This is a genomic window from Ferrovibrio sp. GW821-FHT12F09, from assembly GCF_058806775.1.
This window is the reverse complement of record NZ_JBXAPZ010000002.1, coordinates 974,530-992,144: the sequence shown is the minus strand read 5'-3', so window position 1 is coordinate 992,144 and position 17,615 is coordinate 974,530. Positions and strand designations below refer to the sequence as shown.

Annotated in this window: 14 protein-coding genes and 1 tRNA gene; 13 read left to right on the top strand and 2 right to left on the bottom strand. The window is 63.5% G+C overall.

Annotated elements, in window-relative coordinates:
* The first annotated feature begins 63 nt into the window (after positions 1 to 63).
* From AC1ROB_RS17885 to AC1ROB_RS17850, 8 genes are all read left to right on the top strand, one after another.
* Positions 64 to 951, top strand: coding sequence for a branched-chain amino acid ABC transporter permease (locus AC1ROB_RS17885; protein WP_492969760.1), 888 nt, complete (start codon positions 64 to 66; stop codon positions 949 to 951).
* Positions 952 to 966: 15 nt separating this feature from the next.
* The gene (locus tag AC1ROB_RS17880) at positions 967 to 2,043 is read left to right on the top strand and encodes a branched-chain amino acid ABC transporter permease (RefSeq protein WP_492969761.1); all 1,077 of its coding nucleotides are present in this window, start codon (positions 967 to 969) and stop codon (positions 2,041 to 2,043) included.
* The gene (locus AC1ROB_RS17875; RefSeq protein WP_492969762.1) at positions 2,040 to 2,801 is read left to right on the top strand and encodes an ABC transporter ATP-binding protein; all 762 of its coding nucleotides are present in this window, start codon (positions 2,040 to 2,042) and stop codon (positions 2,799 to 2,801) included. The genes AC1ROB_RS17880 and AC1ROB_RS17875 overlap by 4 nt, the downstream gene beginning before the upstream one ends.
* A 1-nt stretch (position 2,802) precedes the next feature.
* Entirely contained in the window at positions 2,803 to 3,609 is an 807-nt protein-coding gene (locus AC1ROB_RS17870) for an ABC transporter ATP-binding protein (protein ID WP_492969763.1), read from the top strand.
* Between the two features lie 33 nt (positions 3,610 to 3,642).
* Positions 3,643 to 5,511 carry an AMP-dependent synthetase/ligase gene (locus tag AC1ROB_RS17865; RefSeq protein ID WP_492969764.1) on the top strand — a complete coding sequence of 623 codons (1,869 nt, stop codon included), beginning with the start codon at positions 3,643 to 3,645 and terminating at the stop codon, positions 5,509 to 5,511.
* A gap of 57 nt (positions 5,512 to 5,568) precedes the next feature.
* The gene (locus AC1ROB_RS17860) at positions 5,569 to 6,750 is read left to right on the top strand and encodes an ABC transporter substrate-binding protein (RefSeq protein WP_492969765.1); all 1,182 of its coding nucleotides are present in this window, start codon (positions 5,569 to 5,571) and stop codon (positions 6,748 to 6,750) included.
* A 200-nt stretch (positions 6,751 to 6,950) separates the two neighbouring features.
* Positions 6,951 to 8,138, top strand: coding sequence for an ABC transporter substrate-binding protein (locus AC1ROB_RS17855; RefSeq protein WP_492969766.1), 1,188 nt, complete (start codon positions 6,951 to 6,953; stop codon positions 8,136 to 8,138).
* Between the two features lie 80 nt (positions 8,139 to 8,218).
* Positions 8,219 to 9,142: a DMT family transporter gene (locus AC1ROB_RS17850; protein ID WP_492969767.1), complete on the top strand. Its 924-nt coding sequence runs from the start codon at positions 8,219 to 8,221 to the stop codon at positions 9,140 to 9,142.
* A 50-nt stretch (positions 9,143 to 9,192) separates the two neighbouring features.
* Here the strand turns inward: AC1ROB_RS17850 and AC1ROB_RS17845 are convergent.
* Positions 9,193 to 9,269 (bottom strand) — tRNA-Pro (locus AC1ROB_RS17845).
* Positions 9,270 to 9,389: 120 nt separating this feature from the next.
* Positions 9,390 to 10,433 (bottom strand): polyprenyl synthetase family protein, encoded by a 1,044-nt coding sequence (locus AC1ROB_RS17840; protein ID WP_492969768.1) that lies wholly within the window; start codon positions 10,431 to 10,433, stop codon positions 9,390 to 9,392.
* Positions 10,434 to 10,519: 86 nt separating this feature from the next.
* Here AC1ROB_RS17840 and AC1ROB_RS17835 point away from each other — a divergent pair, with 86 nt between their 5' ends.
* The 5 genes from AC1ROB_RS17835 (at position 10,520) to ppdK (ending at position 17,555) form a co-directional block, all read left to right on the top strand.
* On the top strand, positions 10,520 to 11,296 hold the full coding sequence (locus AC1ROB_RS17835; protein WP_492969769.1) for a tRNA1(Val) (adenine(37)-N6)-methyltransferase: 777 nt from the start codon (positions 10,520 to 10,522) through the stop codon (positions 11,294 to 11,296).
* Between the two features lie 101 nt (positions 11,297 to 11,397).
* Positions 11,398 to 11,610: a hypothetical protein gene (locus tag AC1ROB_RS17830; RefSeq protein ID WP_492969770.1), complete on the top strand. Its 213-nt coding sequence runs from the start codon at positions 11,398 to 11,400 to the stop codon at positions 11,608 to 11,610.
* Between the two features lie 122 nt (positions 11,611 to 11,732).
* The gene (locus AC1ROB_RS17825; RefSeq protein WP_492969771.1) at positions 11,733 to 12,623 is read left to right on the top strand and encodes a glycine--tRNA ligase subunit alpha; all 891 of its coding nucleotides are present in this window, start codon (positions 11,733 to 11,735) and stop codon (positions 12,621 to 12,623) included.
* Positions 12,623 to 14,695, top strand: a complete 2,073-nt coding sequence (gene glyS / locus AC1ROB_RS17820) for a glycine--tRNA ligase subunit beta (protein WP_492969772.1) — start codon at positions 12,623 to 12,625, stop codon at positions 14,693 to 14,695. The genes AC1ROB_RS17825 and glyS overlap by 1 nt, the downstream gene beginning before the upstream one ends.
* 7 nt (positions 14,696 to 14,702) lie before the next feature.
* Complete coding sequence (ppdK, locus tag AC1ROB_RS17815; RefSeq protein ID WP_492969773.1) at positions 14,703 to 17,555, top strand: pyruvate, phosphate dikinase; 2,853 nt, start codon at positions 14,703 to 14,705, stop codon at positions 17,553 to 17,555.
* Positions 17,556 to 17,615 lie beyond the last annotated feature (60 nt).

Here is a 17,615-nt window from a genome sequence, read left to right as displayed (position 1 = left end):
ACCGTCGTCTTCATAATCTGCCACCACAAGACGGCGACACCAAGAATCGCCTGAATATGACCTGTGGGAGGGTGGACGCTGTCTGACATTGTCCAGTTGCTGCTGAACGGATTGGCGGCAGGCTGTATTTACGGCCTGATCGCACTCGGTTTCGTGCTCATCTATAAAGCCACCGAAATGGTGAATTTCGCCCAGGGCGACCTGCTGATGCTGGGCGCCTTCATGGCTTATGCCCTGATCGAGGGGTTCGGCCTGAATTACTGGGTCGCCTTCGGCGGCGCGGTGCTGTTCATGGCGGTGTTCGGCTATCTGCTCGACACCGTGATCCTGCGCCAGGTGATCGGCCAGCCGCAGTTCTCGGTCGTCATGCTCACCATCGGTCTCGGCTTCATCTTCCGCTCCGGCGCCTCGATGATCTGGGGCACCGAGACGCGGGCCTTCAACACGCCCTTCACCGATGGCGTCATGCGCGTCGGCGGGCTGGTGATCGCCGATGTGAATGCCTCCATTGTGTTCGGCACGGCGCTGCTCTGCGCCGTCCTCTACGGTTTCTTCCGTTTCACCCGCATCGGCGTGGCCATGCAGGCCGCCTCGCAGAACCAGCTGGCGGCCTATTACATGGGCATTCCGGTGAAGATGATCTTCTCGCTGGTCTGGGCGATTTCGGCCGCTGTCGCCGCCGTCGCCGGCATCCTGCTGGCGCCGGTGTCGCTGATCGACACGACGATTGGCCTGCTCGGCCTCAAGGCCTTTGCCGCCGCCGTGCTGGGCGGCTTCGGCTCGATCCCCGGCGCGGTGATCGGCGGCCTGGTGATCGGCGTGATCGAGCAGTTCTCCGGCATTTATATGGCCGAAGGCTTCAAGGATGTGGCCGCCTATGTGGTGATCCTGGTCGTGCTGTTCATCCGGCCGCAGGGCCTGTTCGGCAATATCGGCCGCAAGCGCGTGTAAGGGCGGAAACAGATCATGCGCTTCTTCTTCAAGACCCATTACAACCAGGACATCAACCTGTTCCGCGACAAGGTCGACCGCTTCTGGTACGGCCTGATGATCCTGCTGCTGCTGGCGGCGCCGTTTGTGCTGGAAGATTTCTGGCTGGGTGAATTCTCCTATGTCTTCATCCTCTCCATCGTCGGCATCGGCCTGATGATCCTGACCGGCTATACCGGCCAGGTCTCGCTCGGCCATGCCGCCTTCCTCGGCATCGGCGCCTATACCCATTCGATCCTGCTCAGCCTCGGCGTGCCCTTCGTGATCTCGGTGACGGTGGCGACGCTGCTGTCGGCGGCGATCGGCGCGGTGATCGGCCGGCCGGCGCTGAAGCTCACCGGCGTCTACCTCGCCATCGCCACATTGGCATTCGCGTTCATCATCGAGCAGATCCTGATCCGCTGGGAGCATGTCACCGGCGGCTTCAAGGGCTTTGCCGTCGAGCGGCCGGAGATGTTCGGCCATTCCATGGTGGAAGACGTGTTCTTCTACTATCTCTGCTTCGGTGCGCTGATCCTGGCCGTGCTGGCGGCGCTCAACCTGCTGCGCTCACCCACCGGCCGCGCCTTCATCGCCATCCGCGATTCCGAAATCGCCGCCCAGTCGATGGGCGTCAACCTCGCCGCCTACAAGACGATGGCGTTTTCGATTTCGGCCGGATTCACCGGCTTCGGCGGCACGCTGTTCGCCCACAAGATCGGCTACCTGGCGCCCGATGCCTTCAACATCCTGCTGTCGATCCAGCTGCTGCTGATGGTCGTGGTCGGCGGGCTGGGTTCGATCCACGGCGCCATCTTCGGCGCCATTTTCGTCGGCTGGCTGCCGCAGCTGATCGCCATCCTGCGCGATTTCCTGCCGGAAACCATCGCGCGCCAGCCGGGCCTGGAACCGGGCATATTCGGCCTGATCCTGGTCTTCTTCATCCTGTTCGAGCCGCTCGGCATCTATGGCCGCTGGATGAAGGTGAAGCTCTATTTCTCGCTCTTCCCGCTTTACAAGAAGGCCACCTTCAAGCGGCAGAAGACCTATACCAAGTCGGAGCGCAACCGGTGACCGCCCTGTTCCAGGCCGACAATCTCGCCATCAACTTCGGCGGCATCAAAGCCGTCGACGGCGTCACCTTCGACGTCGAGAAGGGCCAAGTCTTCACCATCATCGGCCCGAACGGCGCCGGCAAGACCACGGTGTTCAACCTGATCAGCCGCATCTACGACCCGACCAGCGGCGTGCTGCGCTTCGAGGACGAGGAGATCACCGGCGTGCCGCCGCACAAGATCGCCGCCATGGGGATCGCGCGCACCTTCCAGAATATCGAGTTGTTCGAGCATGCCACCGTGCTGCACAACCTGCTGCTCGGCCGCCATGCCCATCGTGGCGGCAACCTGGTGCAGGAGCTGCTGTTCACGCCGGCGGTGCGCAGGATGGAGCTGGCGCATCGCGAGAAGGTCGAGCATGTGATCGACTTCCTCGACCTGCAGCATTACCGCGACACCTATATCATCAATCTGCCCTATGGCGCCCGCAAGGTGGTCGAGCTGGCGCGCGCGCTCTGCACCGAGCCCAAGCTTCTGCTGCTGGACGAGCCCTCGTCGGGTCTCAATACCGAAGAGACCGAGGACATGGCCTTCTGGATCCATGACATCCGCAATGAACTCGGCATCACCGTGCTGATGGTGGAACACGATATGGGCCTGGTGAACGAGGTGTCGGATCGCGTGCTGGCGCTGAATTACGGCCGCGTGCTAGCTCTGGGCACGCCGCAGGAGGTGCAGAGCCATCCCGAAGTCATCAAAGCCTATCTGGGAGGCTGAGATGAGCGCTGCCCTTTCCATCGAACAGAAACTCGCCAATCCGCCAGTGCTCAAGCTCTCGAATATCGAGACCTTCTACGGTCCGATCATGGCGATCCGCGGCGTCAGCCTGGAAGTGCCCGAAGGCAGCATCGTGACCGTGCTGGGCGCCAACGGCGCCGGCAAGACCACGATCCTGAAGACCATTTCCGGCGTCATGGACCCGCAGAAGGGCAGCGTCGCCTTCGAGGGCCGCGACATCCAGAAGATGGATCCCGACAAGGTGATGCGGCTGGGCATCGGCCATGTGCCCGAGGGCCGCGAGACCTTCCCGTTCCTGACGGTGAAGGAAAACCTGATGATGGGCGCCTTCACCCGCAAGGATGCCGATGGCGTCGCCAAAGACATGGAGATGGTCTACGGCTATTTCCCGCGCCTGAAGGAGCGCGAGAACCAGGCGGCCGGCTCGATGTCGGGCGGCGAGCAGCAGATGCTGGCGATTGGCCGCGCGCTGATGGGCCGGCCGAAGCTGCTGCTGCTGGACGAGCCTTCGCTCGGCCTGTCGCCCAAGCTGGTGAAGGAAATCTTCGAGATCATCGTGCGCATCAATGCCGAGCAGGGCACCACCATCCTGCTCGTGGAGCAGAACGCCAATGTGGCGCTCCACGCCGCGCATTACGGCTATGTGCTGGAAGTTGGCCGCATCGTGATGGCCGATACCTGTGCCCGTCTTCTGGAAAAGGAAGACATCAAGGAATTCTATCTCGGCATGAAAGAACAGGGCGTGCGCGGCAAGCGGCGCTGGAAAAAGCGTAAAACCTGGCGGTAACGCTATCGCCACGCGACCCAGGGAGGGTGCACCATGAGTGCCAAGGCGGTCGACACAAAAACGGGCATCCAAATCGATGCCGACATTCTCGCCATCATTGATCGCGACACCATGCCGCGTTACTTCTGGCGCAAGGTGGGCGAGCGCGGCGCCAAGGTGGCGATGCGCGAGAAGCATCTCGGCATCTGGAATTCGATCACCTGGGCCCAGTATGGCGAGAATGCCAAGCATGCCGGACTGGGCTTTGCGGCGCTGGGCCTGAAGCGCGGCGAGGTGGTTTCGATCATCTCGGAAGGCAATCCGCAGTGGCTCTATGCCGATCTGGGCTGCCAGGGCGTCGGCGGCGTCACCAACGGCGTCTACACCACCGATTCCGCCAAGCAGGTGGAATACATCATCAACGACAGCAAGACGACGATCTATGTTGCCGAGAATGACGAGCAGCTCGACAAGATTCTGGAAGTGCGCGAGCGCTGCCCCAGTTTGCGCAAGATCGTCATCATCGACATGGAAGGCCTGGCCGATTTCCACGATCCGATGGTGATCAGCTTCGACCAGTTGCTGCAGCTCGGCCGCGACTTCGAGACGAGCAATCCGAAATTCTGGGACGCGCAGCTCGCCCTGGGTAAGCCGGAAGACCTGGCGATCCTGATCTATACCTCGGGCACCACTGGCGCGCCCAAGGGCGCCATGATCAGCCACCGCAATCTGATCTTCCAGATGGAGAATGCCGGCCGCCTGCTGGAGCAGGACGGCACCGACGAGCAGCTCAGCTTCCTGCCGCTCTGCCATATCGCCGAGCGCGGCTTCAGCCTGCTGTGGCCGATCCGCTCGGGTTCGACGGTGAATTTCGCCGAAAGCCCCGAAACCGTGCCGCAGAACCTGCAGGAGGTGCAGCCCACCGTGTTCTTCGCGGTGCCCCGGCTCTGGGAAAAGTTCTATTCCGGAATCGCCATCCGCATGAAGGATGCCACCGGCCTGGGCAAGCTGGCCTACAAGATCGCCATCGGCATCGGCTACCAGGTCGCCGCCGCGCGGCTGGAGCGGCGCGAGCCCTCGGCCAGCCTCAAGATGGCCTTCTGGTTCGCCGACCAGCTGGTGCTGCGCAACATCAAGCGCATTATCGGCATCGACCGCTGCAAGTGGCTGGTCACCGGCGCCGCGCCGATCTCACCCGACCTGATCAAATGGTATCTGGCGCTGGGCAAGGACATGCGCGAGGTCTATGGCCAGACCGAGAATGTCGGTCTCGCCAGCTCGCCGATGATGAACGAGGTCAAGCTCGGCAGTATCGGCCAGGCGGTGCCCAACACCGAGATGAAGATCAGCCCCGAGGGCGAAATCCTGCTCAAGGGTCCCCATGTCTTCATGGGCTACCTGAACAACCCGACCAGGACGGCAGAGACCATCGTCGATGGCTGGCTGCATACCGGCGATGTCGGCACCGTCGACAACGAGGGCTGGTTTAAGATCACCGACCGGATGAAGGACATCATCATCACGGCGGGTGGCAAGAACATCACGCCGTCGGAGATCGAGAACCAGCTGAAATTCAGCCCCTATGTTTCGGATGCGGTGGTGATCGGCGACCGCCGCGCCTATCTGACCTGCCTGATCATGATCGACCACGACAACGTGGTGAAATTCGCCCAGGACCTGAACGTGCCCTTCACCAACTTCACCTCGCTGTGCAAGGCCAAGGAAGTGCAGGAGCTGATCTGGACCGAGATCGAGAAGGTCAACAAGAACTTCGCCCGCGTCGAGACGATCAAGAAATTCCGCCTGATCGACCGGCAGCTGACCGCCGAGGATGACGAGCTGACGCCGACCATGAAGCTGAAGCGCAAGTTCGTGAACGAGAAATACAAGCCTCTGATCGAGGAAATGTATGCCGGCGCCTGAACGGCGGCCGGTGAACGCGTGAACTGAACCAACGGTTTACTGAAAGGGAGAATGAGGATGCGTACGAGAATTCTGGCCGCGACAGCGGCTTTTGCGGCGGTGGCCGGTCTGGCCGGCGCGGCGGACGCCCAGTCGGTGCGTGGCGTCACCAAGACGGAAGTGGTGATCGGCCAGCATACCGATCTGAGCGGCCCGGCGGCGTCCTATGGCGTCCATGTGTCGAACGCCATGCGGCTGTATTTCGACAAGATCAATGCGGAAGGCGGCATCCATGGCCGCAAGATCCGCCTAATCGTCGAGGATCACCAGTATCAGGTGCCGCGCGCCGTGCAGGCCGCGAACAAGCTGATCAATCGCGACAAGATCTTCCTGATGGCCGGCGCGCTCGGCACGCCACATAACAACGCGGTCTTCGCCGACCAGTTCAAGGCCGGCGTGCCCAATCTGGCGCCGCTGACTGCCGCGCGCTCGATGGCCGAGCCGTTCCATGAGCTGAAGTTCCAGACCTTCTCCAGCTACTACGATCACACCCGCGCGGGCATCAAGTATCTGGTCGAGAAGAATGGCCGCAAGAAGCTCTGCACGCTGTATCAGGACACCGACTTCGGCAAGGAAATCCTGGAAGCCGTGCAGGACCAGGCCAAGGCGATGAACATGCCGGTGGTGGATACGGCGACCAACACGCCGATCGCCACCGACTTCACCGCCCAGATCACCAAGCTGCGGGCCTCGGGTTGCGACCTGGTGGCGATGGGCGCCATCGTGCGTGACGCCATCGTGCCCTATGCCACCGCCCGCAAGATGGGCTGGACCGATGTCGACTTCGTGTCGCAGTCGGCCAGCTTCGACCAGATCGTGGCTTCCGCCCCCGGCGGCGCCACTGAAGGTCTGTATGTCGGCGCCGGCACCGTGATGCCGTACCGCGACACCGCCTCGCCTCAGGTCGGCGCCTGGTGGGATGCTTACAAGGCGAAGTATGGCAGCGATCCGAATATCGGCTCGGTCTATGGTCATAACATCGCCGACCTGATCGTCACCTCGCTGGATCGCGCTGGTAAGGACCTGACCACCGAGAAGTTCCTGAAGGCGCTGGAAAGCATCAACGGCTACCGCGATGTCTTCGGCGGCCCGGTGATCAGCTTCGGTCCGCAGAAGCATCAGGGCACAACCGATGTGCTGTTCTATCAGATCCAGAAGGGCCGCTTCGTGCAGCTCGCCGGCGGTCCGATCAAGTACTAGGTTTCAAAGGTCCGGATACGGACGACAAGAAAAGTCTCGCATTTCCTGTGACGCCCGCGGCATCCGCCGCGGGCGTTTTCTTTTGTGCAACGCAAACAGCGCGCGACACGCAGCTTGTGTTGCAGAATCCCGTAGGTGCGCCCGCGCGGGAGGACTAAGATTTTCCGTGTAAAAACCATAAAACCTTCAGGGAGGTCCGCATGCGTAGGGTAGCTGTACTCGCGGTCGCAGCCGTGGCCGTTTCAACGCTGACTGCCGGCATCGCTGCCGCACAGTCGGACAAGGTGCGTGGCGTAACCAAAACCGAAATCGTCCTCGGCATGCATACGGACCTTAGCGGTCCGGCAGCCAGCTATGGCGTGCATTCCTCGCAGGCCATGCGACTCAAGATCGACGAGATCAACGAGCAAGGCGGCATTCATGGCCGCAAGATCCGCCTGATCGTCGAGGACAACCAGTATCAGGTGCCGCGCGCCGTGCAGGCCGCGAACAAGCTGATCAACCGCGACAACATCTTCCTGATGGCCGGCGCGCTCGGCACGCCGATGAACAACGCGGTGCTGCCAGACCAACTGAAAGCCGGCGTGATCAACTTCTCGCCGATCACCGCGGCGCGGCAGATGTCGGAACCCTTCCACAAGCTGAAATTCGCCGGCCTGTCGTCCTATTACGACCAGGTGCGCGCCGGCATGAAGTGGATGGTGGCCAACAAGGGCAAGCAGCGCTTCTGCACGCTCTACCAGGACACCGATTTCGGCAAGGAAATCCTGGAAGCCGTGCAGGACCAGGCCAAGGCGATGAACCTGCCGGTGATCGAGACCGCTACCAACACTCCGATCGCCACCGACTTCACCGCCCAGATGGCCAAACTGCGGGCGGCCAACTGCGACATCGTGGTGATGGGCACCATCGTGCGCGATGCTATCGTGCCCTATGGCACGGCGCGCAAGATGGGCTGGGATGTCGACTTCCTCGGACAGTCGGCCAATTACGACCAGATCGTTGCCGGCGCACCCGGCGGCGCGACGGAAGGCCTGTATGTCATGGCAGGCACCGTGATGCCGTATCGCGACACGGCCTCGCCGCAGGTGGCGGCCTTCATGGACAAGTACAAGGCCAAGTTCAATGCCGATGCCAATATCGGCGCCGTCTACGGCTATGGCCTGATGGACCAGCTGGCCTTTGCCTTCCAACGGGCTGGCAAGGACCTGACCACCGACAAGATGGTGACGGCGATTGAAGGCATCCAGGGCTTCCGCGATATCTTCGGCGGCCCGCTGGTCAGCTACGGCCCGACCAAGCATCTGGGCGCCGAGGAAAGCTTCCTGTTCCAGGTGCAGAAGGGCCGCTTCGTGCAGATCGCCGGCCCGGTCCGTTACGGGAGCTGATGTAACAGCCTGACGCGTGCATTCCACGGCCCGGCATGGCACAACCATCCGGGCCGTTTCTTTTTCTCCCCGTCCAGCCGATGTCTGTCTTCCCCAAATATACGCAGGTTTCCAATACGCCCCTCGGCATCGGCTACATGCTGATGGCGGTGTCGTTGTTCGGCATCATGGATGCGCTGGTGAAATGGCTCGGCGCCAGCTATCCCACCGTGCAGATCATGTTCTTCCGCAGCTTCTGCGCCTTTCCGCCGATCCTGCTGATGGTACTGCGCACGGCCGGCGGACCGAGAAATTTCTGGGCCGTGCTGCGCCCCACCAGTTTCGCCGGCCTCAGCCTGCGCTCGGTGTTCGGCTGCATTTCCATGGCGCTGTTTTTTTATGCCTACCAGTTCCTGTCGCTGGCCGATGTGACGGCGATTTCCTTTGCCGCGCCGATCTTCATCGCCTGCATGTCGGTCTGGCTGCTACAGGAAAAGGTCGGGCTGCATCGCTGGTCGGCGATCATCGTCGGTTTCATCGGCATGCTGGTGATCCTGCGGCCAGGCGAGGGGATGCTGACCAGCGGCGCGCTGATCGTGGTGGCGGCCACGCTGTTCTACGCGCTCGCCATCATCCAGATCCGCAAGCTCAGCCGCACCGAACCCTCCACCAGCATCGCCTTCTGGTATGCGGCCTTCTGCAGTGCGGTCACCGGCCTGCTGCTGCCGTTTTTCTGGGTGACGCCGGATCTGGAGGGCTTGGTGCTGCTGGTCACCACCGGGCTGATCGGCGGCGGCGCGCAGCTGTTCATGACGCGTGCCTACAGTCTGGCGCCGGCCTCGGTGGCCGCACCCTTCGATTACACGCACCTGATCTGGTCGGTGGCGATCGGCTGGTATATCTGGGGCGATTTCCCCGACATTCATACTTGGCTCGGCTGCGCCATTGTCATCGCCAGCGGGCTCTACATCCTGTGGCGCGAGACGGTGAAGCGCGCGCCGGTACCGCCCATCGTTACCGAGTAACTTGGGTGACGGAATAGAATAAGAGGTAAATTTTCGGGAGAGCCGCGCGCTGGTCGGAGCGAGAGGATTCGAACCTCCGGCCCCTAGCTCCCGAAGCTAGTGCTCTACCAGGCTGAGCTACGCTCCGACCGGCGCGGGCCGACTGTATAGCGCCTGCGCTACGCCCCCGCAAGGCGCACAAGGCGCATTCCGGGCGGAAAAGCAGGCATGGGGAAAGTCGTGGCCGGCCAGAGGCTTACAGTAAGCGCTACTGGGCCCGTTCGACAGCGAAATCGACCGCTTCCGACAGCGCATCGCGCATCGGTCCGGGGCTGAAGACCTGCAGCGCCTGGCGCGCCTTCTGTGCATAGGCGCGGGCGCGGGCCATGGTTTCCTCGATTGCGCTGTGGCGGTCGAGGTAGCGCAGCGCCTGGGCGAAATCCTCGGGCGTCTGCGCCTCGGGCGTCTCGATGACGCGACGCCAGAAGCCGCGCTCGGTCTCGCTGCCCTTGGCGATGGCCAGCAGAATTGGCAGCGTCACCTTGCCTTCGCGGAAATCGTCGCCGGTATTCTTGCCCAGCGTCACCCCGTCGGAGGCATAGTCTAGCGCATCGTCCACCAGCTGGAAGGCGATGCCGAGATTGTGGCCGTAATCGTCCATCGCCTGGGTCTCGGCCGGTGCGCGGCCGGCAATCACGGCGCCGACGCGGCAGGCGGCGGCGAACAGCGCGGCCGTCTTGGCCTTGATGACCTTCAGGTAATCGGCCTCGCTGGAGGTCGTGTCGTTGGCGATCACCAGCTGCAGGACTTCGCCCTCGGCGATTTCGGCCGAGGCGCCGCAGAGGATGCGCAGCACTTCCAGCGAGCCGGTCTCGACCATCAGCTGGAAAGAGCGCGTGAACAGAAAATCGCCGACCAGCACCGAAGCCTGATTGCCCCACAGCACATTGGCGGTGGCGTTGCCACGGCGGCGGTCGCTTTCGTCCACGACGTCATCGTGGAGGAGCGTCGCGGTATGGATGAATTCGACGCAGGCCGCCAGCAGCACGTCCTTGTCCCCGGCATAGCCGCAGAGCCGGGCCGAGCCCAGCGTCAGCAGCGGGCGGATGCGCTTGCCGCCGGCGGCGATCAGATGGCTGGCCAGTTCCGGAATCAGGGTGACATCGCTGGCCATGCGGTCGATGATCTCGCGATTCACCGCATCCATCTCGGCTGCCACCAGAGCGCGCAACGGCTCGATGCTGGGCTTGCGGCCCGGCTCCGTCGCGCCCTGAATCTGTTTGGAGGCAGTCTGCACTGTCGCGTAACCCATATTGTGTCCGGTCGTCTGGCTGGAGCATAGTGGGCTGGCATACCCGGTCAAGCGCCGCTCCCTTTCAAGTTTCCGTTTCAGATCAAATGCCTGACAGCCATCACACACACGACGCCCTGCTTGGCGGCCAGGTCCGGCTGATCCAGCCGCAAAAGGGCCAGCGCGCCAGCGCCGATGCCGTCATGCTGGCTGCCGCGGTGCCGGCGCGCAGCAAGGCTGGCGGCACGCAGCATGCGCTCGATCTGGGCTGCGGCTCCGGCGTCGGCATGCTCTGTCTGGCCGCGCGCCTGAAATCTGTGCAGATCACCGGCGTGGAATTGCAGCCCGATCTGGTGGCCCTGTGTGAGCGCAACATCGCGGCGAACGGCATGGCGGAGCGGTTGCGTGTCCTGCAGGGCGATATCCGGGGCCGGATCGCCGGACTGGCGGCCGGCAGCTTCGATCAGGTGTTTGCCAACCCGCCGTATTTCGACAGCACGCGGCATCGCGTCTCCCCTCATGCCGGCCGCGCCACCGCGCGCAGCGAGGGCGATGAGGCCGACCTGGGCCACTGGATCGCCGCGCTGCTGCGCTATGCGAAGCCCGGCGGTGGCGTCACCCTGATCCACAAGGCCGACCGCCTGGCCGATATCCTGGCGGCGCTCAGCCCGCCATCCGGCAAGCAGCCGGCCGGGGCGATTCGGGTGATTCCGCTGGTCTCGCGGGCCGGCCAACCGGCGAAACGGGTGATCGTGCGGGCGGTGAAGGGCAGCAAGGCGCCACTGGTGCTGGAGGCCGGCTTGGTGCTGCACGCGGCCGAGGGCGGCGCCTACCAGCCAGCCATCGACGCGGTGCTGCGTGACGGCGCCGCCCTGCCGGTCTGATCGGTGGCGGTCTGATCGGCGGTCCGGAGGGCTTGCGGCCGGCCTGGCAAAAGCCGCAGACTCGGGCTCCGTTGTCCGAGAGCCGGTAAAGCCCTGCGCCCATGCTGAAATACCTGCTGCTGATCCTGGTGATTGCCGCCGTTTGGTATGGCTGGCGCACCTTCAACCGCAAGCCCGTGGCCAAGCCGCCGGCCCCCCCGCCGGCAGAGCCGGTCAAGCCCAAGGCGGTGGCCGAGGACCTGAAACCCTGCCCGGTCTGCGGCACCTACACCACGGGCCAGACCTGCGGCCGTCCGGAGTGCCGCCCGGCCTAGCCTTTCGGGCGTAAGTCTAACGCCCGCAATGGCTTGATTCTCGGGCTTCCGCTGGCTATGGTCCGCGCGATTTCGGGCACCCCCCAAAGGCACGCAAAGGCGAGAGAACAGAGGACTTAACGATGGCGCCCACCGGAAACGCCGCGGCTTCGTCGTTCCAGGATCTGATCCTCACGTTGCAGACCTATTGGGCACGTCAGGGCTGCGTCCTGCTGCAGCCCTATGACATGGAAGTGGGCGCCGGCACCTCCCATCCCGCCACCACCCTGCGTGCGCTTGGCCCGGAACCGTGGAGCGTCGCATATGTGCAGCCTTCGCGCCGGCCAAAAGACGGCCGCTATGGCGAGAACCCCAACCGCCTGCAGCATTACTACCAGTTCCAGGTGGTCCTGAAGCCGAGCCCGGCCAATGTGCTGGAGCTGTATCTCGGCTCGCTGGAAGCGCTGGGCATTTCGTCGAAGCGCCATGACATCCGCTTTGTCGAGGATGACTGGGAAAACCCGACGCTGGGCGCCTGGGGCCTGGGCTGGGAAGTCTGGTGCGACGGCATGGAGGTGACGCAGTTCACCTATTTCCAGCAGGTCGGCGGTTTCGACTGCGCGCCGGTTTCGGCCGAGATCACCTACGGCCTCGAGCGCCTCGCCATGTATGTGCAGGGCAAGGACAACGTTTACGATCTCGACTTCAATGGCCGCGGCGTGAAATACGGCGAGGTGTTCCACCAGGCCGAACGCGAATTCTCGGCTTATAATTTCGAGCATGCCGACACCGAGCAGCTGTTCCGCCGCTTCGCCGATGTCGAGAAGGAATGCATGGCGCTGGTCGAGAAGGGCCTGGCGCTGCCAGCCTATGACCAGTGCCTGAAGGCCAGCCATGCCTTCAACCTGCTGGATGCGCGCGGCGTCATAAGCGTCACCGAGCGCGCCGCCTATATCGGCCGTGTGCGCACGCTGGCCAAGGCCTGCTGCACCCAGTGGCTGCGCTCGCGCGGCCATCTGCAGGAGACGGTCTGATGCTCGGCGAACTCCTGCTTGAGGTCCATTCGGAAGAAATTCCCGCGCGCATGCAGCAGCGTGCCGCCGAGGACCTTCTGCGCCTGGTCACCGAGGGCCTGAAGAAGGCCGGCCTGAGCTTCGAGGCAGCGGAATCCTATGTCACGCCGCGCCGCCTGGCGCTGGTGGTGAAAGGTCTGCCACGCCTGCAGGCCGATATCCGGGAAGAAAAGAAAGGCCCGCGCGTCGGCTCGCCCGATGCGGCCGTGCAGGGTTTTCTGCGCGGCGCCGGCCTGACCTCGCTCGATCAGTGCGAGAAGCGCGATACCGGTAAGGGCGAATTCTGGTTCGCTATCGTCGAGAAGAAGGGCGAGGCGACCAAGGATGCCCTGCTGCGTATCCTGCCCGAAGCGTTGGCGCAGCTGCCCTGGCCGAAATCCATGCGCTGGGGCGCGCATGAGCTGCGCTGGGTGCGGCCGCTGCATTCGATGATCGCGCTGTTCGAGGGCGAGACGGTGCCCTTTGTCTTCGGTCATCTCACGGCTGGCGACACCACCTGCGGCCATCGCTTCCAGGCGCCGGAAAAGTTTTCCGTGCGCAATGCCGGCGACTATCTGGCTCGCCTGCGCGCCGCCTATGTCGAGCCGGATTTTGCCATCCGTCGTGCCGCCGTGCTGAAGGATGCCGCCTTCGCGGCCTCCGCCGAAGGCCTGGTGCTGGTGGACGATCCCGGCCTGGCCGACGAAGTGACCGGCCTGGTCGAGCAGCCGGTCGTGCTGCTGGGCCGGATTCCGCAGCAGTTCATGGATGTGCCGCGCGAGGTGCTGACCACCACGATGCGGACGCACCAGAAGTATTTCGCTCTCAACACGGCCGACGGCGCGCTGGCGCCGCGCTTTGTCATCATCGCCAACACCCTGACTGATGACGGCGGCAGGCAGGTGGTGGCCGGCAACGAGCGGGTGCTGAATGCGCGCTTGTCGGATGCCAAGTTCTTCTGGGACCAGGATCGCAAGACCCGCCTGGAAGACCGCCTGCCGGCGCTGAAGGATATCGTCTTCCACGCCAAACTCGGCACCGTGGCGCAGAAGGTCGAGCGCGTCGAGCGTTTGGCCTACGAGATCGCCGGCGCGGTGAATGCCGATGCCAAGCTGGCCCGTCGCGCCGCCCGGCTGGCGCGCGCCGATCTGGTCAGTGGCGTGGTCGGTGAATTCCCCGAGCTGCAGGGTATCATGGGGCGCTATTACGCGCTGAACGATGGCGAGGCGCCCGAGGTGGCCGAGGCCATCGCGCTGCATTACGCGCCGCAGGGTCCGAATGACCGCTGCCCCAATACGCCGGTGGCCATTGCCGTGGCGCTGGCCGACAAGATCGACACGCTGGCCGGTTTCTTCGCCATCGACGAGAAGCCGACCGGCTCGAAGGATCCGTTTGCGCTGCGCCGCGCTGCACTCGGCGTGATCCGCATCATCCTGGAAAACCGGCTGGCCCTGCCACTGAAGACGCTGTTCCGCTCGGCGCTGTCGCTGCAGATCGTGCAGGCCGAGGGCACGCGCAATCCGACCGAGGAACTGATGCAGTTCTTCGTCGATCGCCTCAAGGTGCACCTGCGCGAGCAGGGCGTGCGGCACGACCTGATCGCCGCCATCTTCGCCAAGAGCGCCGATGACGACCTGGTGCGCGTGCTGGACAAGGTGGATGCGCTGCGCGGCTTCCTGGCCACCGAAGACGGCGGCAACCTGCTGGCCGGCTATCGCCGGGCGAACAACATCGTGCGCGCCGAGCTGAAAAAGACCCCGGACCTGACGCTGGGCGAGGTGGATGGCCACCTGATCGCCCAGGACGAGGAGCGCGCGCTGGTCGGCGCTTTGGGCGATCTCGGCCGCGAAGTCGCGGCAAAGACACAGGATGAAGCGGAATTCCGCCATTATCTTGCCACACTTGCGCGGCTACGTGCGCCGATCGATGCGTTCTTCGAGCGCGTCACCGTCAATGCCGATGACAGCGCCGTGCGCCGTAACCGTTTGAGTTTGCTTTCCGCCGTTGCCGGAAGCATGGACCGTATCGCCGACTTCTCGCAGATCGAAGGGTAACAGACCGATGGCCAAGCCCAAGCCGAAGAAGAAAACCGCCCCCAAGGCCAAGAAGGCTGCCAAGCCGGCTACGAAATCCAAGGTGAAGGCCAAGAAAGCCGCAGCCTCAAAGAAGGTCGTGAAAAAGGCTGTGAAGGCGTCGGCGCCGAAGAAGGCTGTCGCCCCCAAGAGCGCTCTGGCCAGGGGCAAGCTGGTTTACTCGTTCGGCGACGGCAAGGCCGAAGGCCGCGCCGATATGAAGAACCTGCTGGGGGGCAAGGGCGCCAACCTGGCCGAGATGTCGAATATCGGCCTGCCGGTGCCGCCGGGCCTGACCATCACCACCGAGGTCTGCACCGCCTATTACAAGAACGGCAAGCAGTATCCCAAGGAGCTGAAGGCCCAGGTCGATGCGGCGCTGATCAAGGTGGAGAAGCTGGTCGGCGCCAAGTTCGGCGACGCCAAGAAGCCGCTGCTGGTCTCGGTGCGCTCGGGCGCCCGCGCTTCGATGCCCGGCATGATGGATACCGTGCTGAATCTCGGCCTGAACGACGTGACTGTCGAGGCGCTGGCCAAGCAGTCGGGCAACGAGCGGTTCGCCTGGGACAGCTATCGCCGTTTCATCCAGATGTATTCCAACGTCGTGCTCGATATCGGGCATGAGCATTTCGAGGAACTGCTCGAAATGCACAAGGAAGAACATGGCCTCAACCTGGACACCGAGCTGAAGGCTGCCGACTGGAAGGAACTGGTTGGCGCCTACAAGAAGAAGGTGGAGCAGGAACTGGGCCGGCCCTTCCCGCAGGATGTGCGCGACCAGCTCTGGGGTGCCATCGGCGCCGTGTTCTCCAGCTGGATGAACCAGCGCGCCATCACTTATCGCAGCCTGAACAACATCCCGGCCTCATGGGGTACGGCGGTGAATGTGCAGGCGATGGTGTTCGGCAACATGGGCGAGACGTCGTGTACTGGCGTCGCTTTCACCCGCGATCCGTCTACCGGCGAGAAGATTTATTACGGCGAATACCTGATCAATGCGCAGGGCGAGGACGTCGTCGCCGGTATCCGCACCCCGCAGCAGCTGACCAAGGAATCACGCCTGAAGGTCGGCAACGAAATGCCCTCCATGCAGGAGGCCATGCCTGATACCTTCAAGCAGCTGGTCGCGGTGTTCGTCCGGCTGGAAAAGCATTATCGCGACATGCAGGACATCGAATTCACGGTCCAGCAGGGCAAGCTGTGGATGCTGCAGACCCGTTCGGGTAAGCGTACCGCCAAGGCGGCGATCAAGATCGCCGTCGACATGGTGAAGGAAAAGCTGATCAGCCAGGGTGAAGCCATCGAGCGCGTCGATCCTGCCTCGCTGGACCAACTGCTGCATCCGACGCCGGACCCGAAGGCCGAGCGCAAGGTGATCGCCAAGGGTTTGGCTGCCTCGCCGGGCGCTGCTTCGGGCAAGGCGGTGTTCCTGGCCGATGAGGCCGAGCAGTGGGCCGCCAAGGGCGAAGCCGTGATCCTCTGCCGCGTCGAGACCTCGCCGGAAGACATCCATGGCATGCATGCCGCCAAGGGCATCCTGACCGCACGCGGCGGCACCACCAGCCATGCGGCCGTCGTGGCCCGCGGCATGGGCCGTCCCTGCGTTTCGGGCGCTGGCGGCATCCGCATCGATTACGGCGCCGGCAAGATGACAGTCGGCGATATCACGGTGAACAAGGGCGATGTCATCACCATTGACGGTTCCACCGGCGAAGTGATCCTGGGCGTCATGCCGATGATCGAGCCGCAACTGTCGGGTGATTTCGGCCTGCTGATGACCTGGGCGGACAAGCTGCGCAAGCTGAAGGTCCGCACCAATGCGGAAACCCCCGCTGACGCCGAGACCGCCGTGCGCTTCGGCTGCGAGGGCATCGGCCTTTGCCGCACCGAGCATATGTTCTTCGATGCCGACCGCATCACCGCGGTGCGCGAGATGATCCTGTCGCCGGCCGTCGAAGGCCGCAAGAAGGCGCTGGCCAAGATCTTGCCGATGCAGCGCGATGACTTTGTGAAGCTGTTCAAGATCATGGCCGGTCGTCCGGTGACGATCCGCCTGCTCGATCCGCCGCTGCATGAATTCCTGCCCAAGACCGATGCCGATTTCGACGCGGTTGCCCGTGGCACCGGCCTGAGCGTCGCGGCGCTGAAGGAGCGCAAGAAGGCGCTGGAAGAGACCAACCCGATGCTGGGCCATCGTGGCTGCCGTCTGGGCATCAGTTATCCGGAAATCTACGAGATGCAGGCCCGCGCCATCTTCGAGGCGGCTGTTGCCGTGACCAAGGGTGGTGGCAAGGCCGTCGAGCCGGAAGTGATGATCCCGCTGGTCGCCACCAAGGCCGAGATGGATATTCTGAAGACCCGCGTCGATGCCATCGCCGCCGAAGTCTTCAAGGAGCAGGGCAAGAAGGTGAAATACCTGGTCGGCACCATGATCGAGCTGCCGCGCGCCGCGCTGCGTGCCGGCGACATTGCCGAGACGGCCGAGTTCTTCTCCTTCGGCACCAACGACCTGACCCAAACCACCCTGGGCATCAGCCGCGATGACTCGGCGTTGTTCATGGACGACTATCTGAAGGCCGGTATTTTCGAGCGCGACCCGTTCGTCACCATCGACCAGAACGGCGTGGGCGAGTTGGTGAAGATCGCCGCCGAACGCGGCCGCGCCACCCGCAAGGATATCAAGCTGGGCATCTGCGGTGAACATGGCGGCGACCCGTCCTCGGTGCGCTTCTGCCACAATGCCGGCCTCGATTATGTGTCCTGCTCGCCCTATCGCGTGCCGATCGCCCGCCTGGCTGCGGCCCAGGCGGCGATCTCGGAAGAGAAGGCCAGCGAAGCCTAACCGAGAAGTAACCTTACTGCCCTCAGGGCAGATCGCTAGAACAGACGGCACCGGCCAAAA